23 protein-coding genes are annotated in these 22,248 nt (G+C 72.6%); 5 read left to right on the forward strand and 18 right to left on the reverse strand.

Annotated elements, in window-relative coordinates; translation table 11 throughout:
- Window positions 1-491: 491 nt before the first annotated feature.
- Window positions 492-1,601, reverse strand: coding sequence for an ROK family transcriptional regulator (locus NLX94_RS15175; protein ID WP_254383237.1), 1,110 nt, complete (start codon window positions 1,599-1,601; stop codon window positions 492-494).
- A gap of 56 nt (window positions 1,602-1,657) precedes the next feature.
- Here NLX94_RS15175 and NLX94_RS15180 point away from each other — a divergent pair, with 56 nt between their 5' ends.
- Window positions 1,658-2,758, forward strand: a complete 1,101-nt coding sequence (locus NLX94_RS15180) for a Gfo/Idh/MocA family oxidoreductase (protein ID WP_254383238.1) — start codon at window positions 1,658-1,660, stop codon at window positions 2,756-2,758.
- A gap of 109 nt (window positions 2,759-2,867) precedes the next feature.
- On the opposite strand, the gene NLX94_RS15185 is transcribed toward NLX94_RS15180, so the two are convergent.
- The 6 genes from NLX94_RS15185 to NLX94_RS15210 form a co-directional block, all read right to left on the reverse strand.
- Window positions 2,868-3,725 carry a fumarylacetoacetate hydrolase family protein gene (locus NLX94_RS15185; protein ID WP_254383239.1) on the reverse strand — a complete coding sequence of 286 codons (858 nt, stop codon included), beginning with the start codon at window positions 3,723-3,725 and terminating at the stop codon, window positions 2,868-2,870.
- Between the two features lie 122 nt (window positions 3,726-3,847).
- Complete coding sequence (locus tag NLX94_RS15190) at window positions 3,848-4,648, reverse strand: YidC/Oxa1 family membrane protein insertase (protein WP_254383240.1); 801 nt, start codon at window positions 4,646-4,648, stop codon at window positions 3,848-3,850.
- A gap of 118 nt (window positions 4,649-4,766) precedes the next feature.
- Window positions 4,767-5,117, reverse strand: coding sequence for a DUF6412 domain-containing protein (locus NLX94_RS15195; protein WP_254383241.1), 351 nt, complete (start codon window positions 5,115-5,117; stop codon window positions 4,767-4,769).
- 50 nt (window positions 5,118-5,167) lie between these two features.
- Window positions 5,168-6,724: a sodium:solute symporter gene (locus NLX94_RS15200; protein WP_254383371.1), complete on the reverse strand. Its 1,557-nt coding sequence runs from the start codon at window positions 6,722-6,724 to the stop codon at window positions 5,168-5,170.
- Window positions 6,725-6,762: 38 nt separating this feature from the next.
- The gene (locus NLX94_RS15205) at window positions 6,763-6,960 is read right to left on the reverse strand and encodes a DUF3311 domain-containing protein (protein ID WP_254383242.1); all 198 of its coding nucleotides are present in this window, start codon (window positions 6,958-6,960) and stop codon (window positions 6,763-6,765) included.
- A 60-nt stretch (window positions 6,961-7,020) separates the two neighbouring features.
- Entirely contained in the window at window positions 7,021-7,821 is an 801-nt protein-coding gene (locus tag NLX94_RS15210; RefSeq protein WP_254383243.1) for a class E sortase, read from the reverse strand.
- 56 nt (window positions 7,822-7,877) lie between these two features.
- On the opposite strand from NLX94_RS15210, the gene NLX94_RS15215 reads away from it, so the two are divergent.
- A complete protein-coding gene (locus NLX94_RS15215) occupies window positions 7,878-8,882 on the forward strand; it encodes an SEC-C metal-binding domain-containing protein (protein WP_254383244.1) in 1,005 nt (334 codons plus the stop codon).
- Window positions 8,883-8,896: 14 nt separating this feature from the next.
- Here the strand turns inward: NLX94_RS15215 and NLX94_RS15220 are convergent, their stop codons facing one another.
- The 3 genes from NLX94_RS15220 to NLX94_RS15230 form a co-directional block, all read right to left on the reverse strand.
- Window positions 8,897-9,271: a very short patch repair endonuclease gene (locus NLX94_RS15220; RefSeq protein ID WP_254383372.1), complete on the reverse strand. Its 375-nt coding sequence runs from the start codon at window positions 9,269-9,271 to the stop codon at window positions 8,897-8,899.
- Window positions 9,272-9,398: 127 nt separating this feature from the next.
- Window positions 9,399-10,493, reverse strand: a complete 1,095-nt coding sequence (locus NLX94_RS15225; protein ID WP_254383245.1) for a hypothetical protein — start codon at window positions 10,491-10,493, stop codon at window positions 9,399-9,401.
- A gap of 1,279 nt (window positions 10,494-11,772) precedes the next feature.
- The gene (locus tag NLX94_RS15230; protein WP_254383246.1) at window positions 11,773-12,315 is read right to left on the reverse strand and encodes a GNAT family N-acetyltransferase; all 543 of its coding nucleotides are present in this window, start codon (window positions 12,313-12,315) and stop codon (window positions 11,773-11,775) included.
- A gap of 202 nt (window positions 12,316-12,517) precedes the next feature.
- Between NLX94_RS15230 and NLX94_RS15235 the strand changes: the two genes are divergently transcribed.
- Together NLX94_RS15235 and NLX94_RS15240 are read left to right on the forward strand one after the other, a co-directional pair.
- Window positions 12,518-12,694, forward strand: coding sequence for a hypothetical protein (locus NLX94_RS15235; RefSeq protein ID WP_254383247.1), 177 nt, complete (start codon window positions 12,518-12,520; stop codon window positions 12,692-12,694).
- 64 nt (window positions 12,695-12,758) lie between these two features.
- Window positions 12,759-13,058, forward strand: a complete 300-nt coding sequence (locus NLX94_RS15240; protein WP_254383248.1) for a hypothetical protein — start codon at window positions 12,759-12,761, stop codon at window positions 13,056-13,058.
- A gap of 187 nt (window positions 13,059-13,245) precedes the next feature.
- Here the strand turns inward: NLX94_RS15240 and NLX94_RS15245 are convergent, their stop codons facing one another.
- The 5 genes from NLX94_RS15245 to NLX94_RS15265 all read right to left on the reverse strand — a co-directional run bounded on the left by NLX94_RS15245 (window position 13,246) and on the right by NLX94_RS15265 (window position 18,252).
- A complete protein-coding gene (locus tag NLX94_RS15245) occupies window positions 13,246-14,607 on the reverse strand; it encodes a DUF445 domain-containing protein (protein ID WP_254383249.1) in 1,362 nt (453 codons plus the stop codon).
- 80 nt (window positions 14,608-14,687) lie between these two features.
- Window positions 14,688-15,455, reverse strand: coding sequence for a DUF1707 domain-containing protein (locus NLX94_RS15250; protein ID WP_254383250.1), 768 nt, complete (start codon window positions 15,453-15,455; stop codon window positions 14,688-14,690).
- A gap of 111 nt (window positions 15,456-15,566) precedes the next feature.
- Window positions 15,567-16,544, reverse strand: coding sequence for an ATP-binding cassette domain-containing protein (locus NLX94_RS15255; RefSeq protein WP_254383251.1), 978 nt, complete (start codon window positions 16,542-16,544; stop codon window positions 15,567-15,569).
- Between the two features lie 6 nt (window positions 16,545-16,550).
- Window positions 16,551-17,444, reverse strand: a complete 894-nt coding sequence (locus NLX94_RS15260) for an ABC transporter permease (protein WP_374683953.1) — start codon at window positions 17,442-17,444, stop codon at window positions 16,551-16,553.
- Entirely contained in the window at window positions 17,437-18,252 is an 816-nt protein-coding gene (locus NLX94_RS15265) for an ABC-2 family transporter protein (protein ID WP_254383252.1), read from the reverse strand. Before NLX94_RS15265 ends, NLX94_RS15260 begins: the two co-directional genes overlap by 8 nt.
- A gap of 228 nt (window positions 18,253-18,480) precedes the next feature.
- Here NLX94_RS15265 and NLX94_RS15270 point away from each other — a divergent pair, with 228 nt between their 5' ends.
- Window positions 18,481-20,919 (forward strand): transglycosylase domain-containing protein, encoded by a 2,439-nt coding sequence (locus tag NLX94_RS15270; RefSeq protein ID WP_254383253.1) that lies wholly within the window; start codon window positions 18,481-18,483, stop codon window positions 20,917-20,919.
- Window positions 20,920-20,932: 13 nt separating this feature from the next.
- Here the strand turns inward: NLX94_RS15270 and NLX94_RS15275 are convergent, their stop codons facing one another.
- The 3 genes from NLX94_RS15275 to NLX94_RS15285 all read right to left on the reverse strand — a co-directional run bounded on the left by NLX94_RS15275 (window position 20,933) and on the right by NLX94_RS15285 (window position 22,190).
- On the reverse strand, window positions 20,933-21,253 hold the full coding sequence (locus NLX94_RS15275) for a multidrug efflux SMR transporter (RefSeq protein WP_030026576.1): 321 nt from the start codon (window positions 21,251-21,253) through the stop codon (window positions 20,933-20,935).
- Window positions 21,254-21,433: 180 nt separating this feature from the next.
- The gene (locus NLX94_RS15280) at window positions 21,434-21,775 is read right to left on the reverse strand and encodes a co-chaperone GroES (protein ID WP_250741151.1); all 342 of its coding nucleotides are present in this window, start codon (window positions 21,773-21,775) and stop codon (window positions 21,434-21,436) included.
- A gap of 46 nt (window positions 21,776-21,821) precedes the next feature.
- Window positions 21,822-22,190, reverse strand: coding sequence for a DUF3618 domain-containing protein (locus tag NLX94_RS15285; protein ID WP_254383254.1), 369 nt, complete (start codon window positions 22,188-22,190; stop codon window positions 21,822-21,824).
- Window positions 22,191-22,248 lie beyond the last annotated feature (58 nt).

Here is a 22,248-nt window from a genome sequence, read left to right on the forward strand (position 1 = left end):
GGGCTCCGGGCGCAGCCCGAAGGTCCGGGCAGAGCCCGAGCACCCTTCCAGCCGTCCGGCGCTTGAGGACCGGGGTCTGGGGCGGAGCCCCAGGGGCCACCGCCAGGCACAGCCCGCCCCCATCCCAGCCCGTCCGGCGCTTGAGGACCGGGTCCGGGCAGAGCCCGGGGAACGGGCGAAGGGCGGGTAGGGGACAGCCCCGCAGGGCCCCCGACCCTCAGCCACACCTCGGGCGGAGGCAGGCGGCGCCGCAGCACTCACGAGCCACGACTCGCCGCCGGCGAAAGCCCGAAGGCCAGGGCCGGGGCCGGGGCCAAGGGCTGCGACTGGGCCGGGGCCGGAGCCAGGACCGGGGCCGGAGCCGAGGCCGGAGCCAGGGCCAGGGCCAGGGCCGGAGCCGAGGCCGGAGCCAGGGCCAGGGCCAGGGCCGGAGCCGAGGCCGGAGCCAGGGCCAGGGCCGAGGCCGGGGCCGGAGCCAGAGCCAGGGCCCCTCAGCCGCCGCGGCCGAAGAGGGGCCCGAGGGCCAGTTCCGCCGCCCCCTCCGCCACACCCACCTCCGCGAGTTCCACCCTCACCGCACCCCCCACGAAGGACCGCGCCCCCACCACACCCCGCACCCCCTCCAGGAACACGCCCGGCGCAGCCGCCACCACCCGCCCCCCGAGCAGCACCCGGTCCACATCCAGCAGCGCGACCAGGTTCGCCGCCGCCTCCCCCACGATCCGTGCCGCTTCCTCCAGCCGGCCCCCCGCCACCGCGTCCAGGCACAGCACCTCCGCGCAGCCGCGCCCCCCGCACCGGCAGGCCGGCCCGTCCAGCCGCAGCACCTGGTGTCCGAACTCCCCCGCCGCCGAGCGCCGCCCGCGGTAGACCTCGCCGGCGCCGGCCAGCCGGAGCCCCGCTCCGAGTCCGGTGCCGACGTGGACGTACGCCACGGCCTCCCCGAAGGCCGCCACCCCGAAGCCGGCCCCCGCCGCGACGCCCGCGTTGGTGTCCTTGTCCACCCGGACGGGAACCCCCAACCGTCCCTCCAGCACCTCCCGCAACGGGAACCCCTCCCATTCCGGGAACCCCGTCACCCGCCCCAGCACCCCGGTCCGCCCGTCCAGCGGCCCCGGCGCGGCCACGCCGACGCCCAGGAGCGGCCGGTCGCCGCCCACCCGCGCGACCGCCCGTACCGCCTCCTCCACCACCGCTTCCGGACCGGCTCCGAAGTCCAGCGGGCCGCGCCCGTCGGCGACGACGCGCCCCGCCAGGTCGACCCGTACCGCCGTGAGCTCGTCCCGGTCCAGGTGCACCCCGACCGCGTACCGCGCCTCCGGGACCAGCCTCAGCAGGGTCCGCGGTTTGCCGCCCGTGGACGCCTCGCGCCCGGCGTCGGCCACCAGGCCGTCCTCCCGGAGCCGCGCCGCGATCTTGCTGACCGCCTGCGGGGTGAGCCCCGTACGGTTCGCGAGGTCACCGCGGCCGAGCCCGGCGGGGCCGGCTCCGCGCAGGAGGTCCAGTACGAGCGCGTCGTTGTGCCCGCGCAGCACCGGCAGATTCACGCCGCTGCCGCCGCCCGTGTCGCCCCTGCTCCCGCTACCGCTACCCCTGTCCACCTGGCCATTGTCCACCCTCCTTGCACTTACGCAACAGTGTTGTCAAAGTAGATCCCATGAACGCCGCCCCCACCCCCACCCCCGCCCCCGCACCTCTCCGCGTCGGACTCGTCGGCTACGGCCTGGCCGGTTCCGTCTTCCACGCCCCACTCGTCTCCGCGACCGAGGGCCTGGTCCTGGACACCGTCGTCACCTCCGACCCGGGCCGCGCCGCCCAGGCCCGCGAGGCCTACCCGGACGTCCGGATCGCCGCCACCGCCGGCGAGCTGCTCGCCCAGAGCCCCGCCCCCGACCTCATCGTCGTCGCCTCCCCGAACAAGACGCACGTCCCGCTCGCCACGGCCGCCCTCGCGGCCGGCATCCCGGTGGTCGTGGACAAGCCGCTCGCCGCCACCGCCGCGGAAGCCCGCGAGCTGGCCGCGCTCGCCGAGCGCACCGGGACCTTCCTGTCGGTGTTCCAGAACCGCCGCTGGGACAACGACTTCCTCACCCTGCGCCGCCTCCTCGCCGACGGCGAGCTGGGCGAGATCCAGCGCTTCGAGTCCCGCTTCGAGCGCTGGCGCCCGCAACTCAAGGGCGGCTGGCGCGAGTCCGGTGCCCCCGAGGAGATCGGCGGACTGCTGTACGACCTCGGCAGCCACGTGGTGGACCAGGCACTGGTGCTGTTCGGACCCGCCGTACGGGTCTACGCGGAGACCGACGTGCGCCGCCCGGGCGCCGAGGCCGACGACGACACCTTCATCGCCCTCACCCACGCGAGCGGGGTCCGCTCCCACCTGTACGTCAGCGCCACCACGGCCCAGCTGGGCCCGCGCTTCCGCGTACTGGGCTCCCGCGCGGGCTACGTCAAGTACGGACTGGACCCCCAGGAGGGGGCCCTGCGCGAGGGCCTGCGCCCCGGCGACCCCGACCGGACCTGGGGCGAGGAGCCCGAGCACCTGTGGGGCCGGCTCGGCTCCGGCGAATCGCCGCTGACGGGCGGGGGCGCGCCGGTGCGCACGACACCGGGCGACTACCCGGCGTACTACGCGGCCGTGGCGGCGGCCCTGCGCGACGGCGGCCCGGCCCCGGTCACAGCCCTGGAGGCGGCGCACTGCCTGGACGTACTGGAGGCGGCCCGCAGGTCGTCGAGGGACGGGGTGTCGGTGGACCTGTGAGCCACGGGAGCCGGGAAGAACGGGGAAGGGGCGGCGCCGTCTTCCAACGGCGCCGCCCCTTCTCTTGAGCTACGCGACTACGCGACTACGCGCCTACGCGGCTACGTGACTAGGCGTCCTTGAACTCCTGGCGCTGACGGCCGAGCCCGTCGATCTCCACCTCGACGACGTCGCCCGCCCGCAGGAACGGCTTCGGCTCCGGCTGGCCCGCGGCCACACCGCCCGGGGTGCCGGTGACGATGACGTCGCCCGGGTACAGGGTCATGAACTGGCTGACGTAGCGAACGACCTCGCCGACCGGGAAGATCTGGTCGGACGTGTTGCCGTCCTGCTTGAGCTCACCGTTGACCCACAGCTTGACGTCCAGCACCTGCGGGTCCGGGATCTCGTCCGCGGTGACCAGCCAGGGGCCGAGCGGGGTGAAGGTCTCGCAGTTCTTGCCCTTGTCCCAGGTGCCGCCGCGCTCGTTCTGGAAAGCGCGCTCGGTCACGTCGTTGACCAGCACGTACCCGCCGACGTGCGCGAGGCCCTCCTCGGGGGAGGCCAGGTAGCGGGCGGTGGCACCGATGACGACGCCGAGCTCGGCCTCCCAGTCGGTCTTGACGCTGGTGCGCGGGATCAGCACGGTGTCGTCGGGGCCGACCACGGTGTCCGGGGCCTTCAGGAACACGATCGGCTCGGCCGGCGCCTCGGCGCCCACCTCGGCCGCGTGCCCGTGGTAGTTCAGGCCGATGCCCACGACCTTGCCTATGCGGCCGACCGCGGACCCGATCCGCAGACCCTCGGCGTCGAGCACCGGGAGCTCACCGGACCCGGCCGCGTCCCGTACCCGGGACAGCACGGAGTCGTCGGCGAGCAGCGCGCCGTCCACATCCGTGATCAGGCCGGACAGGTCCCGCAGGGTCCCGTCCTGGTCGAGCAGCGCGGGGCGCTCCGACCCGACGGGTCCTACACGCAGCAGCTTCATGGGCATTCTCCCGTGGTCGAGGGTGGTCGGCCCATGGGCATGCCCCGGGCCGGACGATGGGTTGCGGCCATCGGAGGATTGGTCGATCCTCCAAGATGTTGGCCTCATCCGCAAGACCCTGTTCACATGGCGGAACGCTCAGCTCCGCTGACCGCCACCCCGGCACGCTCCGCGCGGTCCTTGCGGTACTGGAGCCAGATGCGCTCGGCGACCGACCACGCGGTGGTGGTGACCAGGTACAACCCGGCCGCCAGCGGCACCACGGCAGCCGTGATCAGCGTCCCGAAGGACAGCAGGGGCAGGACGCCGCCCAGCTTCCGCATGAGCTCCTGCTGCTCGGCGGTCACCCCGCCGGCCATGCCGGCCCCACCGACTCCACCGACTCCACCGGCGCCCGAGCCCTTGCCCGAGCCCTTCCCCCCGGCAGCCTTGGCCCTACCGGCCTTCGCCCCGCCGGAAGCCAGCACCGGCGCCACCGCTGCCGCAGCGGCAGCGGCAGCCGCAGCCGCAGCGGCCTTGCGCCCGCGCACCGCGCTCCACGCGGCCACCACCGCGACGACCGCGAACAGGCCGAGGAACACCAGCCCCGACGCACCGAAGAGGCCGCCGTCCCCGAGCGCCTCGCTCCACCGGCCCCCGAGCGGCGCGGCGAACAGCCGGTGGCCGAGCAGCTCGTTGGCGGCCCCGCCGATCTCCGCCGAGGAGAACGCGCGGTACATCAGGAAGAACACCGGCAGCTGGAGCAGCACCGGCAGGCAGCCCGCCGCCGGGGTCGCCCCGCGGAAGGCGGCCCGGCTCAGCGGATGCAGCGCGAGCCGCACGAGCACGGTGAACAGCACGATCGCGGCAGCGGTCGCGGACTCGGCCAGCACCGGCTCCAGGAGCCGGCCCAGCGCAGCAACAAGATCGATGAAAACGGACACGTGGGCCCTCCGAGGGGACTCGTCGAACGTCGAAAGGGATGCGTTTCGGCGTGACGACCCGCGAGGGGCGGCAAGGTGAGGCGATCAGAAGTGATCGGGAGGAAGGAGCTGCGCGCCCCTACGCGGCCGTCGGAAGGAGACGGCCGGGCGCCCTGGGCCGTGACCGGCCCGAAGCGTCGGGATCGCGCTGCGGCAGGAACGCCGTGCGCTGCTCGCGATCACGGATCGCGGTACGTATTCGGTGCGGCGGCACCGGCCGGACCAGCCGGGCGGCCAGGGCCGAGGCACCCACGGCGAAGGTCGTCGCGAGGACCACCACGACCGCGCCGAGCCCACCCTCCCCGGCGAACAGCCCGAGGAGCCCTCCGAGCAGTAGGAGCGAGGCCAGCAGGGCCACCAGGCGCGCGGCCGGCGCCGTGAACCGCACGGGGCGCGGCCCGCTGTGCTCTGCGATACGAACCACTGCCATACGAACCACCCCCCTCGCACTCGTACCCGTACTCGTACTTGCGATCGATACTAACCGCGTGCACTGACAACGGACGGGGCCTCGTTTTGATCCCCGTCATCTCCACGAGTTCCGGGCAGCGGATCCCGCGCCAGAACCTCCTCGTCCGGCCGGAGGTCCGGCCCCGGCCTCATCCCCTTCCCCGCCCCCGCCCCCGCCCGCTCCCGCGGGCCGAGCCAGGTCACCGTCAGCGCGACCGCCAGGTTCACCGCGAGGGCGACCATGCCCGCATTCACGCCCCCCACCGGGTCGTTGCCCGTGAAGACCAGCCCGCAGACCACCGCGACCCCCGCCGCCAGCCCGCACACCGCAGCCACCGTGGTGAGCCTGCGCCACACCAGACCCAGCAGCAGCATCGGCACCAGTTGCGCCATGCCCTCGTAGGACACGAGCGAGAGCCTGACCAGCGTGTTCGGTGCCGCGTACGTCATCACCAGCGCGATCGTCCCGGCCGCCACCACGACCACCTGCGAGGCGAGCTTCTGCCGCTCGCCCGAGCTCCAGCGCGGCAGCAGCGAGAGCACGCTGCGCCCCCACATCGTGCCGATGACCAGCATGAACACCGCCATCGGCACGATCGACGACAGGGCCGCCGCCACCCCGATCACCCCCACCGCCCAAGCCGGCAGGGAGTCCACGACCAGCTTGAACAGCGCGAGGTTGGACTCCGCGCCCGTCAGCCCCGGTACGACGAACAGCGCCGCCATGCCCAGCAGCATCGGCACGAAGAGCAGCACGTTGTAGGCGGGCAGCAGGATGGCATTGCGGCGCAGCGCGTCGGCGTTGCGCGCGCCCAGGTACCCCGCGACCGTGGTCGGGAAGATGACGACGGTCAGCGCGTTCAGCACGGTGGTGGAGGCGAACCACCCCGCCCCCAGCTCGCCCCGGCCGCCCTCGCCGCTCCCTGCGCCCGGAAGGGTCAGCCACTGCGGGCGTTCGGCCGCGAGTCGCTCGAAGAGTTCTCCGTAGCCGCCGAAGTAGTGCAGGGGAACGTAGACGGCGAGGAACCCGAGGGTGCCGATGACCAGCACGTCCTTGAGTACGGACACCCACGCGCTGCCGCGCAGCCCGCTGACGACGACGAAGCCGGTGGTGACGGCGAAGGCGATGAAGTAGGCCCATTCCAGGGAGACCGCCCCGTAGGTCACCGTCGTGACCACCACGCCCATTCCGGTGATCTGGAGCTGGATGTAGGGGAGCAGGAAGACGGTCGCGAGCACCGCGACCGCGGCGCCGAGCCAGGGGCGCCCGTACCGGTGGCTCACCATGTCGGTGATGCCGACGAGCCCGTGGCGGCGCGCGTAGTCCCACAGCATGGGCCCGACGACGTAACCGACCGCGTAGCCGCAGGACATGTACGCGACCACGTACATCACGGGGGCTCCGTAGTTGTAGCCCCAGCCGGCCGCCCCGAGATAGCTGAAGCTCGTGTACCCCTCGCCCGCCATCAACACCCAGATGAACACGGTGCCGAGCGAGCGCCCGCCCACCGACCACTCGGCGAGCCCGCCGCCGCCCCCGCCGCGCCCGCGCACGGCGAGCAGTCCGAGCGCGACGGTCGCCACCATGAACACGGCGAAGACGGTGGTCGCGACGGCTGCCGCGGTCACTTGTGATCACCGCGCCAGGTCAGCCAGACGGCGAGCGGGGTCAGGAGCGTCGCCCCGGCGAACCAGAGGAGCAGGAACGGTACGCCGCCCCACGCCGGCTCTACCCGGTTCACGAACGGCAGCACTCCGACGAACAGGACGAACGGCACGGCAAGCCACAGCAACTGCGGACGTTTCACCCATTTCTGACGCACCGCCCCACACTACGGTCCCACCGCGCGCCAGCACGTCAGGGCATCAGCACGCCCCGCAGGTCACCGCTTCAAGGTCCCCCACACCACGAGCCGGTACTTGGAGCTGTACTCGGGCGTGCAGGTGGTCAGCGTGATGTACGCGCCGGGCTCGCTGTAACCGGCCCCCGGAGAGACGATGCTGCGCGGGACAGGCGCGATCACCCCGGTGTCGCGCTCGGTCGTCTCCGCCAGCGTCTGCCCGACCAGGTACACGTACCGCTTCCCCCGCACGTCCACGATCAACTCGTCCCCGGCCCTGAGCCGGTTGATGTAACGGAAGGGCTCCCCGTGCGTGTTGCGGTGTCCGGCGAGCGCGAAGTTCCCCTCGGCCCCGGGCTGCGCGGTTCCCGCGTAGTGACCGGCGTACCCCTTGTCCAGGACGGACCGCTTGTCCACACCCTGCGCGACGGGCACGGCGACACCGAGACGCGGAATGCGCAGCACGCCGTACGCGGACGCCCGCGGCGGCGACGGTTTGACGGTGCGCGGCGGCCCTGAATTCCCCGACGACCCAGATCCACCCGACCCGCTGGACTCCCCCACGGGCTCCTCACCGGACGGCTCCCCCTCCCCCACCTCCTCGGGAACGGCGGCGGCCCACCCTCCACCTTCCTCCTCCAGCTCCCGGACCACCTCGTGCGCGGCGCGCAGCGCCTGCCGGTTGGTCCACCACACCTGGTGCACCACCAGCAACATCACCACCACGCCCACCGTGACGGCCAGTTCACCCGCCACCCAGAGCGCCCCCGCGAGACCGGCCCGGCGCGCATGCCACCTGCGCCGGCCCTTCCCCTGCACCACGACCCGCACGCGATCTCGCACGGGCGGCACCCTAAGACCTCCCCCCTCAACTGACCAGCGGCAGTACGCTGCAAACCATGCGCCCCGACACGCCTGCCGAGCACATCGCCGAAGCCGAGCGCCTCATCCGCACGGCGACCCGCTACCCCGAGGACCAGGAGCCGTTGCTCCTCCAGGCCGCGGCCCACCTCGAACTGGCCGACGAACGCGAACGGGCGAGCGCCCTCTACGACCAACTCCTGGCCGCCGACACGACGGACGACCCGTCCCTCATCAAGGCCCTCCAGGCGGCCAACCTCTGGGAGTACGGCCACGAGCCCGAGGCCCGCGCCCTCATCCAGGGCATCCGCGCGGCCGCCCCCTCGGACCCCGCCCCCTGGGAGGTCATCGCCGAGGCCCTCGAAACCCACGACGAACTCGAAGCCTCCCACGAGTGCTTCACCGAGGCGGCCACCCTCCTGGCCCCCGACAACACCCCCCTCACCCCGGCCACGACCGCGCTCCTCACGGGCCGCCACCGCGTACGCCGTCTCCTCGGACTCCCCCATGACGACTGGGACATGGTCGCGGACACCCGCCACATCGGCCCGATCCCGCTGGACGAACTCCACGACCCCAAGCGCATCTGGGCCCTCGGCTCCGACGACCCCGCCGAACTCCGCGCCGAGATCGCCCGCCTCCGCGCCGAACTGGGCGACCGCCGCGCCGCCCTCTCCCGGCCCTTCCCGGTGGCCATCCTCCACTGGCCGGCCCGCGAACTGGCAGAACTCCTCACGTCGTACCCCACCCTGTCCACGGAGTACCCCTCCCACGACGCCCACCTGGCCCAGGTCGAAGCCGCCCTCCGCACCCTGACCGCCTCGGGCACCACGAACCTGGGCATCGTCACGGCCAGCGTCCCCTCCTACGAAGCCTTCGCCGCCTCGGAGAAGACCTCCCCGTCCTCCCCGTCCCTCCTGGCGGAATACGCCACCACCCTGGCCGCCCGAGGCAAAGCCACCCCCTGGCCCCCCACCCCGACAACCCCGTGCTGGTGCACCTCAGGCAGGGCGTACGGCACCTGCCACGGATCAACAGCCTGATCTACAGGGAAAGTTCACCGACTTCCGCGCACAGCGGCGACAACCCGGGCAGCCACGGCGTCCGGCAGCTCGTGCTCCCAGAACCGCAGAACGAGCCACCCCTCGTCCTCCAGATGGGCCGTGGTCTCGAGGTCCCTGGCCCGGTTCCGCTCGAGCTTGACCCGCCACCAGTCCGAGTTCGCTTTGGGACTGGTGGCATGTTGCGGACAGCCGTGCCAGAAGCAACCGTCGATGAACACGGCGATACGACGCCCGGGGAACGCGATGTCCATCGTTCGCCGCGGCATGCCGGGCACCTTCACCTGCAACCGATAGCGCACACCGGACGCATGGAGCAATCGCCGCACGAGCATCTCCGGCGCGGTGTCCCGGCTCGCCTGCCTCCGCATGCGGCCGGAGACCGCATCACTGGAAGCCGAAATCGCTGCATTCCCACGCGCGCCACGCACTGAAGATCCTCTGCCGCACTGAACCCGCCAGAGCAATCGTCCCACGGATCCAGCGGGCGGTTTCAGATCATTGCGCCTCGAACGACGGAGCACGCCCCCACCCCGGCAACACCAGCTGCTGGTGGCCGCGGGCCAGGGCTGTGGGTGGGGTGGGGCGGGTTGTGGTCAGGGTGAGGAGGGTGCGGAGGGCTGCGATGACTTCGGACGGGGTGTCCCGGATCATCGACGGGGTGGCGCTGACCACGAGGATGCCGTGGGACTCCAGGCGGAGGCGGCGGTGGAGGGTGGCGTGCCAGGAGTCGCGGGTGTAGCGGTACTCCGCCGAGTCGATCTCCAGGGCCACGCCCTCGTCGGGCCAGTAGGCGTCCGGGCTCGCCAGGAAGACGCCGTCCGGGGTGTGGAGGCGAGCGTTCCACAGGGGGGTCGGGAGGTCCGTGGCCGAGAGGACGTCGCGGGCCTGGGCCTCGGCGACCGAGCGGACGCCGGCGAGGAGTTCCGCCGCTGCCGCGCGGATCGCGGGGCGGGTGAGGAGGCGGGCGGCGCGGAGTTCGGTGTGCAGGTCCTTCGGGTGGCACCAGCCGGACTGGACGACCTGGGCCAGGACCGAGCGGATCCGGTCCGCCGGCAGGTCGGTCCGGGCCGCGAAATCCGCTGCCGCGCGGACCGGGCGGGTGCTCGGGATGCCGGAGACGGTGATGGTGCGGGGCCAGCGGGAGGTGGGGTACGGGCGTACGTCCGGGGACCCGGCGAGCTTGCGCGGGGCGCGGATCAGGACGTCGGCGGGGGTGTACGGGGCTTCGCGGATGCCGAGGAGGGCGAGGGCCGCGCCGCCGGTGAGGGCGGCGGTGTCGCCGGAGAGCGGGTCGGAGCCGGGATCGGCGGCGTAGAGGACGGCGGCGAGGGCGCGCTGGCGGTGGTCCGGGGGGCCGGTCTGGAGGAGGTAGACCCGGGGCAACAGGCGCTGCCAGGGGCCGCCGGGGCGGGTGCGGGAGGTGATCGTGCCGGATGGGATGCCGGCGGTGGTGGTGAGTTGGTGGCGGGTGGCGAGGTTGAGCTGCCGGCGGATGGTGGGGTGCGGCGGGTTCGGGGGGTGGGGCGGGTTCGGGGGGTGGCTGGTGTGCGTCGGCTGCGGGGAGTGAGGGGTGTGCTTGGTGGGGTTCATGGGCGCGGTATGCCCCGCCAGGGGAGCGTGGACGCGTCCCGGTTGGGGTGATGTGGAGTGGTCTCCGGTGTGCGGGAGGTGTGGTCGGCGGGCCGTCGCATGTGCCCGGGGTGAGCGGGGGGGGTGGTCGGCGATGACTTGGCTGCCGCGCTCTGTTCGCCCGAGCGGGCGGCTACCGCGGCTGGAGGGAGCGGAGCGTCTCGCGCGGGATGGCTCCGGGCCTGGCCAGGGCGGGCCGTGGCGGGCCTGAGCCCGGCTGTGTGGGCCGGACTCGGCTCGTCCGCCCTGGGCAGGGCACGAGCAGAGCCAGGGGGCAGGGGTAGGCAGACGGGCCTGGCCCGGCTGGACGGGGCCAGGCCGGACAGCCTGACGGTCAGGGTGGAGCGGAGCCAGGGGGCCGGGCTCGGGCCAGGGCACGGGTCCGGAGACTGGAAAGGCGCGGGCACGACGTAGGTACGGGCACAGATGCGGATGCGGGCAAAGCCGCGACTGCGGGCCCAGATGTGGCCACGGGTCGGGCCTCGGGCACAGGTATGGGCGCGGGTGCGGGTGTGGCCACAGGCACGGGCACGCACACAACTACGGGTGCAGGCGGGCACAGATGTGGATGCGGGCATAAGCGCAGGCGGAGGCCCAGGCACGGCCATGACACAGGCACGGGTCGGGCCTCGGGCCTCGGGCCTCGGGCCTCGGGCCACAGGCACAGGCACAGGCACAGGCACGCACACAACTACGGGTGCAGGCGGGCACAGATGTGGATGCGGGCATAAGCGCAGGCGGAGGCCCAGGCACGGCCATGACACAGGCACGGGTCGGGCCTCGGGCACAGGCACGCGTACATGTGCAGGCACGGTTGCGGCCACGGGCAGACGTACAGGTGCGGGCGCAGGCACAGGTCGGGCCACGGGTACAGGAACGCCCATAGGTGCAGGCACTGGGGGTGGGCACGGGTCCGACCACGGGCAGGCGCACAGGTGCGGGCGCAGGCACAGGTCCGGCCACGCGCACAGGTGCGGGCGCAGGCACAGGTCGGGCCACGGGTACAGGCACACACATAGGTGCAGGCACGGGGGTGGGCGCGGGCGCGCGCAGGTGCGGGCACGGGTGCGGTCACAGTCACGGCCGCGCGCACAGGTGCGGGCGCGGCCATCGGTGTGGTCGAGGGGTCGGGCGGGGTTCAGTGCGCGGTGTGGGGCGGGGCAGGGGGTCTGGTTGGCCGTTTCGCGTGGGTGGGGAGGGGGTGCGGGGACGTTTCTGCCGTGGGGTGCCGTGGGTGGGGTTATGGCGTGCGGTGGGGGTGGTCCGGGGAGAGGAAGACGATGACGCCCGTCTCCGTGCCGGGCAGGGGGGTGACCTCGTGCCAGCCCAGGCGGCGGTACGTGGCCACCGTCTCCTTGGCCAGGCGGGAGGTCAGCAGCCATGCCCGGCGGTCCGGGGCGTCGGTGGTGATCTCGGTGAGGAGGGCCCGGCCGGTGCCGCGGCCGCGCGCGTAGGGGCGTACGGCGAGTTCGTCTATCTCCAGGGCTCCGGTCAGGAGTTCCTTCACCCGGGCCGGGCCCAGTTGCGCCGCGACCTGGGCGTAGGCGCGGTTCTTCGGGAAAGCCGCGGGGGTGATCCAGCCCGTGGCGAAGCCGTCGATGCCGGCGGCGGACTGGGCCAGGGCCGTACGGAAACCGCGGCGCCGGGCGTCGGCCGGGAGGCGGGCAGCGAACTGGCGAATGGTTTCTTCGTCTTCGTTCCACGGCGGGGCGGAGAAGACGTCGGCGTAGGCGTCGACCAGTTCGTCCGCGAGGTCGAGGACGGCCTGTCCGTAGCAGATCACGATGTCCTGGCTCCTGATGTGGGGTGAGGTGGATGGGGTGGGGTGGGCTGGAGGGGGTGAGGTGGTTTGCCCCTTTGGGTGGGAGATTGAATTTATGCCCATCCGGTTCCCTGGGCAGACATCGCGCGGATCCGGCGAGTGTGCGACAAATCCCCTCGACGCGGTCCGTGTCGGGCGGCCCGGCGCCCGCGTTGAGCAGCGCGTGGACAGATTGCTTCGGGCCGTCGGCAGGTGCGGGCTCGCGTTCCTGCTCGTGTTGGGCGTGGTGGCGGTGCTGCCGCGCGGTGTGCGGGACGCGGTGCCGGATCCCGTGATCGGCGGCGCCGTGCTCGTCCTGGGCGCGGTGGGGGCCCGGCGGGTGGTCAAGCAGTCGAGTTAGCCTCGGGGCGAATAGGTGTGCGCGTATGAACCGATGAACCGATGAGGTGAGGGAGTTGGACAGCATGGCACGGGTACCGAGCTCAGCAGTGGCGGCCGCCGGTCTGGTCGGGGGCTACGCCGTCGCACGGTGGACCAGGAAGCGGCCGCTCGGCGGCGTCGTGCTCGGCGCCGCGGGCATCGTGGCCGGGCGGGAGTGGCACAAGCGCGGCGGCGTCCCCGCGGCGGCCGGGCTCGGGGCGCTGTACCTCGCCGGGTTCGCCGGTGCGCACCCGCTGGCGAAGAAGGTCGGCGCCTGGCCGGCGGTCATCGGCGCCGCGGGTGTCGTGGCCGCCGCCTCCTGGGCGGTCGCCGACCGGGGCTGACGTCCCGGTCGATTGCCCGCCTGGGGCCCGGACGGGCCCGGACCGACGGGGAGGGTCCCGCCCCGGGGACGGCCCGGGGCGGGGCCTCGTAGCAGAGCCCTGGTCCTGGGTGGACCCGGCTGAAAGCCGGGAAGCGGGTCAGGGCCCGCCCGTCCCCGCGGCCAGCGTGCCGGCCCCCGCTACGCCCCTACGCCCCGAACGCCCGCGACAAGGTGTAGATCAAGAGTCCCGCCAGGGCGCCGACCACCGTGCCGTTGATGCGGATGAACTGGAGGTCGCGGCCGATGTGGGCCTCGATCTTGCGCGAGGTGTGTTCCGCGTCCCAGCCCGCCACCGTGTCCGTGATGAGGGAGGTGATCTCCGCACGGTAGGTGGTGACCACGTACACCACCGCTCCCTCGATCCAGCCCTCGACCTTGTCCTGGAGGCGGCCGTCCGTCGCCAGCCTGGCGCCCAGGGACATCAGGGAGGAACGGACCCGCAGGCGCAGCGCGCTCCGCTCGTCCTCCGCCGCCGAGATGATCATCGAGCGGACCGCCGTCCAGGTGGAGGCGATCACGTCCTGGATCTCCTCGCGCTGCAGGATCTCCGCCTTCAGGCGCTCGACCCGCGCCCGCGTCTCCGTGTCCGACTGGAGGTCCGCGGCGAAGTCCGCGAGGAAGCGGTCCACCGCCCCGCGCGCCGGGTGCTCCGGCATGTCCCGCATCTCCTGGACGAAGCGGAGCAGTTCCTTGTAGACGCGGTCGCCGATCTTGCGGTCCACGAACCTCGGGGTCCAGCCCGGCGCCCCGCCCTGGACCGCCGCCTCCACCGAATCGGCGTGCGTGACCAGCCAGTCGTACGCCCGCGCGCACACCAGGTCCACGACCCGGCGGTGGCCGCCGTCCGCGACGACCTTCTGGAGGGTCTTGCCGATGCCCGGCGCGATCTCCGCGCTCTCGGCCCGCCGGGTGATCGCCTCGCCCACGACGGCCTGTACGTCGGAGTCGCGCAGCACCGTCAGCGCCCCGCGCAGGGCCGTGGCCAGCTCCGCCGTGACCCGGTCGGCGTGCGCGGGCTCGGCCAGCCAGGCGCCGAGCCGGCCGCCGATGCCGAGGGCGTGGAGTCTCGTGCGCACCACGTCGGCGGAGAGGAAGTTCTCCCCGACGAACTCGCCGAGCGAGACCCCGAGCTGGTCCTTCTTCGTCGGGATGATCGCGGTGTGCGGGATGGGCAGGCCGAGCGGCCGCCGGAACAGGGCGGTGACGGCGAACCAGTCGGCGAGCGCACCGACCATGCCCGCCTCGGCCCCGGCCGCGACGTACCCGGCCCAGCCGCCCGCGCCCGCGTGCTCCGCCCACTTCGCCGCTACGTAGACCAGCGCGACCAGGACCAGCAGGCCGGTCGCGGTCCGCTTCATCCGGCGGACGCCGCGCCGGCGCTCCTCGTCCGCCTCGCTGAACACGAAGCCGCCCCGTGCCGCGGCCACGGCCGCAGTCGCGGCACCGGCCGTCGTCTTGCCCTGCTCCACGTGCTCCTGCCTTCCCCCGGGCGACGGTTTCGTCCGCATAGCATCCGACTCCCGGGGCGTCCGGGGAGTTCCCGGCGCGCCGTACCCGTCCCCCTTCTGTGAGCTCCCCGACAGCTCCCCTACAGCTCCTTGCGCGGCTTCTGCTTCGCGACCGCCCGCTGCTTCGGCGGTTTCACCTTCACCTCGACCCCGCCCCAGAAGGCCAGGCCCGTCACGACCACCCGCGGAGCCCCCGGCTCCACGGGGCCGGGGCTGTCGCGCTGGTCGAAGCCGCCCATCACGCCGATGCCGCGTACGTCGACCTCGACGCCCGGCGGCACGGTGATCTGGATGCCGCCCATGATGGCGACGCAGTTGATCACCACCTCCCGCTCCGCGAAGTTCGCCTCGCGCAGGTCGATGTCACCGCCGCCCCAGAACGCCACCGCGTGGAACCGGGCGGGCACGGTCCAGTTGCCCTTGCGCTGGAAGCCCGACATGACCGCCACGGCCACGGCCGGACCGCCCGCCGGCCCTCCGCCGCCCACGATCCGGGCCGGCCAGGAAGCCTCCGACCCCGCCGGCACCTCCGCCTTGGTCAGCCCGACCGGGGCGGCCGCGATCGGGGCCGTCGCGCCGGGCGCGGGCAGATCCCGCGTCAGCGGTTCGAGCTCCGCGTACGTACGGGAGCGGTAGGCCGCGTCCAGCCGCTCCTCGAACTCGTCCATGTCGAGCCGGCCCTCGGCGACGGCGTCCCGCAGCCGGTCCACCACCCGCTCCCGGTCGGCGTCCGAAGCCCGCAGCTCCGGCAGTGGGCTTGCCTGCGGCGCCTTCTCGGGCAACGACTTCCCGGACAGCGACTTCTGCGACTCCTCGGACTCCGACTTCTCGGACCGCTCATCACTCATGCGGACCAGCCTATGCAGTCACCCCGGAGAGCGGTACGGCCCGAACCCCCCTCCGGCTCAGGGTTGTCCCTGATTTATCCCCGCCAAGCCGTGCCCATCCGCCCCCGCCCCCTACCCCCGACCCGCGTACATCCGCGCGATCACGTCCTCGATGTCCGGCTCCCGCACCGACAGGTCCAGCAGCGGATACTCCGCCGCCACCGCCGCCACCAGCGGAGCCGCCGAGGCGCGCGCCGGGAACGCCAGCCACTGCCGGGCGCCCTCCACCTTCACCACCCGCGCCCCCGCCACCTCGATCGGCGGGAGCTCCCGCTCCAGGTCCACCACCAGCGTCCGCTCGCTCGCCGCCGCGCCGTCCGCGCCGCCCGCCGTGTGCAGTCCGCCCAGGGAGCCGTCGTACACCAGCCGTCCGTGGTCGATCACCATCACCCGCTCGCACAGCTGCTCGATGTCCTGGAGGTCGTGCGTGGTCAGTAGCACCGTGGTGCCGAGCTCCTCGTTCAGCTGCCGCAGGAAGCCCCGTACGCTCGCCTTGCTGACCACGTCCAGCCCGATCGTCGGCTCGTCCAGGTACAGCACGTCCGGGTCGTGCAGCAGCGCCGCCGCGATGTCCCCTCGCATCCGCTGCCCCAGCGACAGCTGCCGGACGGGTACGTCGAGCAGCTCGGCGAGGTCGAGCCGGTCCACGCAGCGCTCCATGTTCTCCGCGAACCGCGCCGGCGGGATCCGGTACATCCGCCGCATCAGCGCGTAGGAGTCCTTCAGCGGAAGGTCCCACCACAGCGTCGTGCGCTGCCCGAACACCACGCCGATCCGGTGCGCGAGGCGCATCCGCTCCCGCGCCGGGTCGATGCCGGCGACCCGCAGCCGGCCGCCGCTCGGGGTGAGGATGCCGGTCAGCATCTTGATGGTGGTCGACTTGCCGGCGCCGTTGGGCCCGATGTAGCCGACCATCTCGCCACGGGCCACCTCGAAGCTGATCCCGTCCACGGCCCTGACCCGGCGTTTCTCCCGGCGCACCAGGCCCACCCGGCGCCGTACGTCGAAGACCTTCTCGACCTCGTCCAGTGAAATCAGCGCATCACCCATGCCGGCTCAGCTCCCCGTACTGCGGTACGAACGGACCCCCGCGCGCCAGGCCAGCGACGCGGGGAGGAACACCACGAAGGCCACGAGCGGGCTCGCGTACGCCACCCACCCCGGCAGCCCCAGCGGATCGGGCCGGCCCAGCACGTACAGGGCGGGCAGCCAGTTGACGAAGGCGAGCGGCACGATGAAGGTCACCCCGCGCAGCAGGTCCTTCGCGAAGACGGTCGGCGGGTACTGGAGCATGGTGCAGCCGCCGTAGGTGAAGCTGTTCTGCACCTCCGCGGCGTCCCCGGCGAGGAACTGGAAGGACGCCCCGGCCACCATCACCGCGCCGAAGATCGCCGCCCCGGCGGTGATCATCACGGGCACCATCAGCACCTTCCCGACCGTCCAGTGCACCTGGTCCAGCTCCGAGACCGCCCACCCCAGCACCGCGAGCCCCTGCACGATCCGCCCCAGCCGGCGCAGCGCGAAGCGGTCGGCCGCCACCTGGGCGAGCACCGGGACCGGGCGGACCAGCATGGTGTCGAGGGAGCCGTCGCGGATCCGGGTGCCGATCCGGTCGGTGTTGCCGAGCAGCAGGTCGGCCAGGCCCAGGGAGGCCGAACAGGACCCGTACAGCAGGGCGATCTCGGGCAGGGTGAAGCCGCCCAGCTCGTCCACGTGCGAGAACATGATCATGATCGCGACGAAGTCGAGGAGCGTGATGGCCGCGTTGCCGAAGGTCGAGAGGAAGAAGGAGGTGCGGTACGTCATCGTCGACCGGATCCACATCGCGGCGATCAGCCCGTAGCCGCGCAGCCCTTCCAGGACCCGGCTGCGCTGCGGGACCAGGAGCTCGGCCCCCCTGCCGGCCAGGACAGCCGCTCCTTCCCTGCCCTCCGCCACCCGCTCAGCCACCCTGGACCACCACCTTCCGCGTCGCGGCCGCCTGCAGCAGCCGGCCCAGCCCGAGCAGCACCACCGCCCACGCGGCCTGGAAGCCCAGCCACCCGGCCGTACGAGCGCCCCCTCCGCCCCCGCCCAGCAGCACGTCCACCGGCACCTGGAGCATCGCCGCCCAGGGCAGCACGCGGACGAACTCCCCGAAGCCGCCCGGGAACACGGTCAGCGGCAGCAGCATCCCGGAGAAGAAGATGGAGACGACCGTCGCCATCATGTTGATCCCGGCTCCGTCCATCAGCCAGAAGGCCGCCAGCCCCAGCAGGTAGCGCAGCGCGAAGCTCACCACCAGCCCGAGGAACACGGAGACCAGGAAGAGCAGCCAGCGCAGCGGCGCGGTGGGCAGCGCCAGCTGGAAGGCGAGCCCGCCGATCACCAGCGGTACTACGCCGCGGCCCAGGAGTTGAAACGCCGCCCGGCCCAGATCACCCGCGAGCCACCACAACTGGAGATCGGCCGGACGGTACAGATCGACGGCGATATCACCCGTACGGACGCGTTCCTGGAACTCCTCCTGGAAGCCGCCGCCGATCAGCGCCCCGGCGGCGAGCAGCGCCTGACTGACCCACATGAAGGTGAGGGCCTCGGACTGGTCGTAGCCTCCGAGCCCGGGCCGCTCGTCCCAGAGCGCGATGTACGTGTAGGCCAGGATGAAACCGAAGACGGTGTTGGTGAACACCCCGGCCGCGGTGGCCGTCCCGTAGGTGGCGTACCTGCGGAAGCCCCCGGCGGCGACCGCCCCGTAGAGCCCGGCTCGTCCCCTCACCGACTGGCGCACCCCGTCCCCTCCGTTTCCCCGGTCGTCGCTGCGTCGTTCCTCTGTCGGCCAAACCTCTGTCGCCCAAAGCTCTGTCGGCCAAAGCGCGCGAGCTTAGTGCGGAGGGGCGATCCACGCGAACGAATTACGCCCGTCCGGAGCGGAAGCGGCGGCCATCGGGTAGACAGCATGAGGTACAGATGTGGATATTTCGTACGGCGCCGAGGAGTCCCGGAGATGAGCGACCCGTCACCACCGCCCGGCTGGACGCCTCGCGATCCCGACACCCCCGAAGGACAGCAGGCACCGGGCGCCGACCCGCCCCCCGCAACGCCCGAGCCGCCCCGGAACCCCAAGGAGGCCAAGCGGGCGGAGAGACAGCGGGCGAAGGCGGCGAAGAAGGCCAAGCGCAAGCGCACCGGCTGGCGCCGGCTCCTCCCGACCTGGCGCATGGTGCTGGGCGCGTTCCTGCTCGGCGCCCTGCTGCTCTGCGGCGCCCTCGTGGCCGGCTACCTGCTGGTCCACATCCCGCCCGCCAACGCGGCCGCCACCGCGCAGTCCAACGTCTACCTCTACACCGACGGCACCCAGCTCGCCCGTGACGGCGAGGTCAACCGCGTCAACGTACCGCTCTCCCAGGTCCCCCTGACGGTGCAGCAGACCGTACTGGCCGCCGAGGACCGCGACTTCTACTCCGAACGGGCGGTGGACCCCGCGGCGATGCTGCGCGCGGCCTGGAACACCGCGACCGGCAAGGGCACCCAGTCCGGCTCCACGATCACCCAGCAGTACGTCAAGAACTACTACCTGGGCCAGGAGCAGACGATCAAGCGGAAGGTGAAGGAGTTCTTCATCGCGATCAAGCTCGGTCGTGAGAAGTCGAAGAACTACATCCTCGAGGGGTACCTGAACACCAGCTACTTCGGCCGCAACGCCTACGGCATCCAGGCCGCCGCCCAGGCCTACTACGGCAAGGACGTCGGCAAACTCAACGCCGCCGAGGGCGCCTACCTCGCCACCCTCCTCAACTCCCCCAGCGCCTTCGACGTCGTCGCCCACCCCCAGGGCCGCGGCCGCGCCCTCGCCCGCTGGAACTACGTGCTCGACGGCATGGTCAAGAAGGGCTGGATGACGCCCGCCGAACGCGCGGCCACCCAGTTCCCCGAGCCCGGCAAGGTGCGCCCGGCCGCGGGCCTGTCCGGACAGCGCGGCTACCTGGTCGAAGCCATCAAGGACTACATCGTCGAGAACAAGATCCTCGACGACAAGACCCTCGCCGAGGGCGGCTACCGCATCACCACCACCATCGACAAGGCCCGCCAGACCGCCATGGTCGACGCCGTCGACGACAAGGTGGTCAGCGAGCTCGAACCCGACAAGCGCAAGGCGGACCGCGTCGTACGCACCGGAGCCGTCTCCATCGACCCGGCCACCGGCAAGGTCGTCGCCCTGTACGGCGGCATCGACTACACCAAGCAGTTCGTCAACAACGCCACCCGGCACGACTACCAAGTGGCCTCCACCTTCAAGCCGTTCGTCTTCGCCTCCGCCGTGCAGAACGACTCCCGCACCCAGGACGGCCGCACGATCACCCCGTACACGATCTACAACGGCGACAACAAGCGGCGCGTGGTCGGCACCCGCATCCCCTACATGCCCGAGAACGAGGGGCAGGTCAGCTACGGCAACATCACCGTCAACACCGCCACCGACCTCTCCGTCAACACCGTCTTCGCCCAGATGGTCGTCGACGTCGGCACCGACAAGGTCAAGCAGACCGCCATCGCCCTCGGCATCCCCGAGGACACCCCGAACTTCGACCCGGGACCGGCCATGGCCCTGGGCACCATGCAGGCCAGCGTCCTGGACATGACCCAGGCCTACGCCACCCTCGCCGCCCACGGCCGCCGCATCCCGCACACCTTCGTCGAGAAGATCACCAAGGAGGGGGACTCCGTCCCGCTCCCGGCGCGCGATCCGGCCCAGGCCATCAGTCGCGAGGCCGCCGACACCACCACGTCCATGCTGGTCAGCGTCGTGGACAACGGCACCGGTACGGCCGCCCTGGCCGCCGGCCACCCGGCCGCCGGCAAGACGGGGACCGGCGAACTGGACCGCTCGGCCTGGTTCGCGGCGTACACCCCGGACCTGGTCACGGTCGTCTCGATGATGGGCCAGGACCCGGACACCGGGTCCCTGGAATCCCTCTACGGGGCCCTGGGCGAGGCCCGCATCAGCGGTGGCGGCTACCCGGCCCGGATCTGGGCCCAGTACACGAAGACGGCCCTGGCGGACAGCGACCCCGTGGACTTCGATCTGGAGCTCATGCCGGGCGCCAACCGGCCGCCGCAGCCCCCGCCCGCGGACCCGAGCCCGGACGAGTCCCCACAGGAAACCCCGGGCGACCGCCCCACCGGACGGCCCGGCCGCCCGACCCGGACCCCGCCGACCACCGGGCAGACGAACGGGGGCCAGACCACGGGAGGCCGCACGGACGGCGGCCAGACCACCGGCGGCCGCACGGACGGCGGCCAGACCACGGGGGGCGACACCACCGGAGGCGACACCACCGGCGGCCAGACCGACGCCGGCACCACGAACGGCGCCACGACGGGCGGCGCCCAGGGCGGCGGCACCACAGAAGGCCTCCGCCCACCGGCGGACCTACTGGAGTAACCGGCTCACTGACTCAGTGACCGGAGGTCGCCTTCAGCCCCACCACGGCGACCAGCAGCAGACAGATGAAGAAGATCCGGGCGGCGGTGACGGGCTCCCCCAGCACCGCCATGCCGAGCACCGCCGCCCCGGCCGCGCCGATGCCGACCCAGACGCCGTAGGCCGTACCGATCGGCAGGGTCTTGGCGGCGTACGACAGCAGCACCATGCTCGCCACGATGCCGGCGCCCGTGAACACGCTCGGCCACAGCCGCGTGAACCCTTCGGTGAACTTCATGCCGATCGACCAGCCGACTTCGAGCAGACCGGCGAGAAGAAGCAGAACCCAGGCCATGACAGGCACCTCCGGAACGAGAGCGGAACGGGGTGCGTCGTCTTGTCATGCAGCCACTGGCCACTGGCCAAGGGCGACCCGGTACGGCGCGTCTCGTCGGGGGTTCCCCACCACCGTAGCAAAACTGAACGAAAAGGGCCGGTGACGATGGTCACCGGCCCTTCCTCAGACCACTCAGGGCTAGAGGTAAAGCCCCGTGGAGTCTTCCGACCCCAGCCGCTCGGCGGCCACGGCGTGCAGGTCCCGCTCCCGCATCAGCAGGTACGTCGCCCCGCGCACCTCCACCTCGGCCCGCTCCTCGGGGTCGTACAGGACCCGGTCCCCCGGCTCGACCGTCCGTACGTTCTGCCCGACCGCAACCACCTCGGCCCAGGCCAGCCGCTTGCCCACCGCGGCCGTCGCCGGGATCAGGATGCCGCCGCCCGAGCGGCGCTCACCCTCCGGCGAATCGGATTTCACGAGCACGCGGTCGTGGAGCATCCGGATGGGCAGCTTGTCGTGGGTGGTGGTGTTCTCGCTCACGCCCCGAACCTACCCGCCCGCACCCGCCCCGCACCCCGCAGGGTCATCAGCGCTTGCGCCGCGCCGACATCACCAGCAGGCCCACGACTCCGGCCGCGAGCAGCGCCACCGGCACGATCCGCTCGACGCGCGGAGCGCCGTCGTCGTGGCGCAGCCCGTCGCGGGCGTCGGTGACGAGGCGGTTCACCGTCGCCACCGCGCGGCCGACGACGTGGTCGATGTTGCCGACCACCTTCGCCTTGGCGTCCCCGACGATCGTCTTGGGGTGCATGCGCACCCCGATCTCGTCGAGCGCCTCGGCGAGCTGCTCGCGGCGGCGGACGATGTCCGCCTCGATCTGTGCGGGGGTCCTGGCTTCCGGCACCGCGCTGCCTCCGTCGTCGTGGTCGGTCCCACGGCGGGCGTAGCCCACCATGAACAGTCTGTCAGCAGCTTAGTCTCGACACCGTACCGATCCCCTCCCGAGGAGACTG

The sequence above is a fragment of the Streptomyces sp. TBY4 genome, from assembly GCF_024213195.1.
Classification (GTDB): domain Bacteria; phylum Actinomycetota; class Actinomycetes; order Streptomycetales; family Streptomycetaceae; genus Streptomyces.

Bases quoted from the DNA above. Each gene is read 5' to 3' on its own strand.
- NLX94_RS15180 (WP_254383238.1), top strand. From the start codon at position 1,658: ATGAACGCCGCCCCCACCCCCACCCCCGCCCCCGCACCTCTCCGCGTC.
- NLX94_RS15185 (WP_254383239.1), bottom strand. From the start codon at position 3,725: ATGAAGCTGCTGCGTGTAGGACCCGTCGGGTCGGAGCGCCCCGCGCTG.
- NLX94_RS15195 (WP_254383241.1), bottom strand. From the start codon at position 5,117: ATGGCAGTGGTTCGTATCGCAGAGCACAGCGGGCCGCGCCCCGTGCGG.
- NLX94_RS15200 (WP_254383371.1), bottom strand. From the start codon at position 6,724: ATGGTGGCGACCGTCGCGCTCGGACTGCTCGCCGTGCGCGGGCGCGGC.
- NLX94_RS15215 (WP_254383244.1), top strand. From the start codon at position 7,878: ATGCGCCCCGACACGCCTGCCGAGCACATCGCCGAAGCCGAGCGCCTC.
- NLX94_RS15220 (WP_254383372.1), bottom strand. From the start codon at position 9,271: ATGCGGAGGCAGGCGAGCCGGGACACCGCGCCGGAGATGCTCGTGCGG.
- NLX94_RS15225 (WP_254383245.1), bottom strand. From the start codon at position 10,493: ATGAACCCCACCAAGCACACCCCTCACTCCCCGCAGCCGACGCACACC.
- NLX94_RS15240 (WP_254383248.1), top strand. From the start codon at position 12,759: ATGGCACGGGTACCGAGCTCAGCAGTGGCGGCCGCCGGTCTGGTCGGG.
- NLX94_RS15245 (WP_254383249.1), bottom strand. From the start codon at position 14,607: ATGCGGACGAAACCGTCGCCCGGGGGAAGGCAGGAGCACGTGGAGCAG.
- NLX94_RS15250 (WP_254383250.1), bottom strand. From the start codon at position 15,455: ATGAGTGATGAGCGGTCCGAGAAGTCGGAGTCCGAGGAGTCGCAGAAG.
- NLX94_RS15255 (WP_254383251.1), bottom strand. From the start codon at position 16,544: ATGGGTGATGCGCTGATTTCACTGGACGAGGTCGAGAAGGTCTTCGAC.
- NLX94_RS15270 (WP_254383253.1), top strand. From the start codon at position 18,481: ATGAGCGACCCGTCACCACCGCCCGGCTGGACGCCTCGCGATCCCGAC.
- NLX94_RS15275 (WP_030026576.1), bottom strand. From the start codon at position 21,253: ATGGCCTGGGTTCTGCTTCTTCTCGCCGGTCTGCTCGAAGTCGGCTGG.
- NLX94_RS15285 (WP_254383254.1), bottom strand. From the start codon at position 22,190: ATGGTGGGCTACGCCCGCCGTGGGACCGACCACGACGACGGAGGCAGC.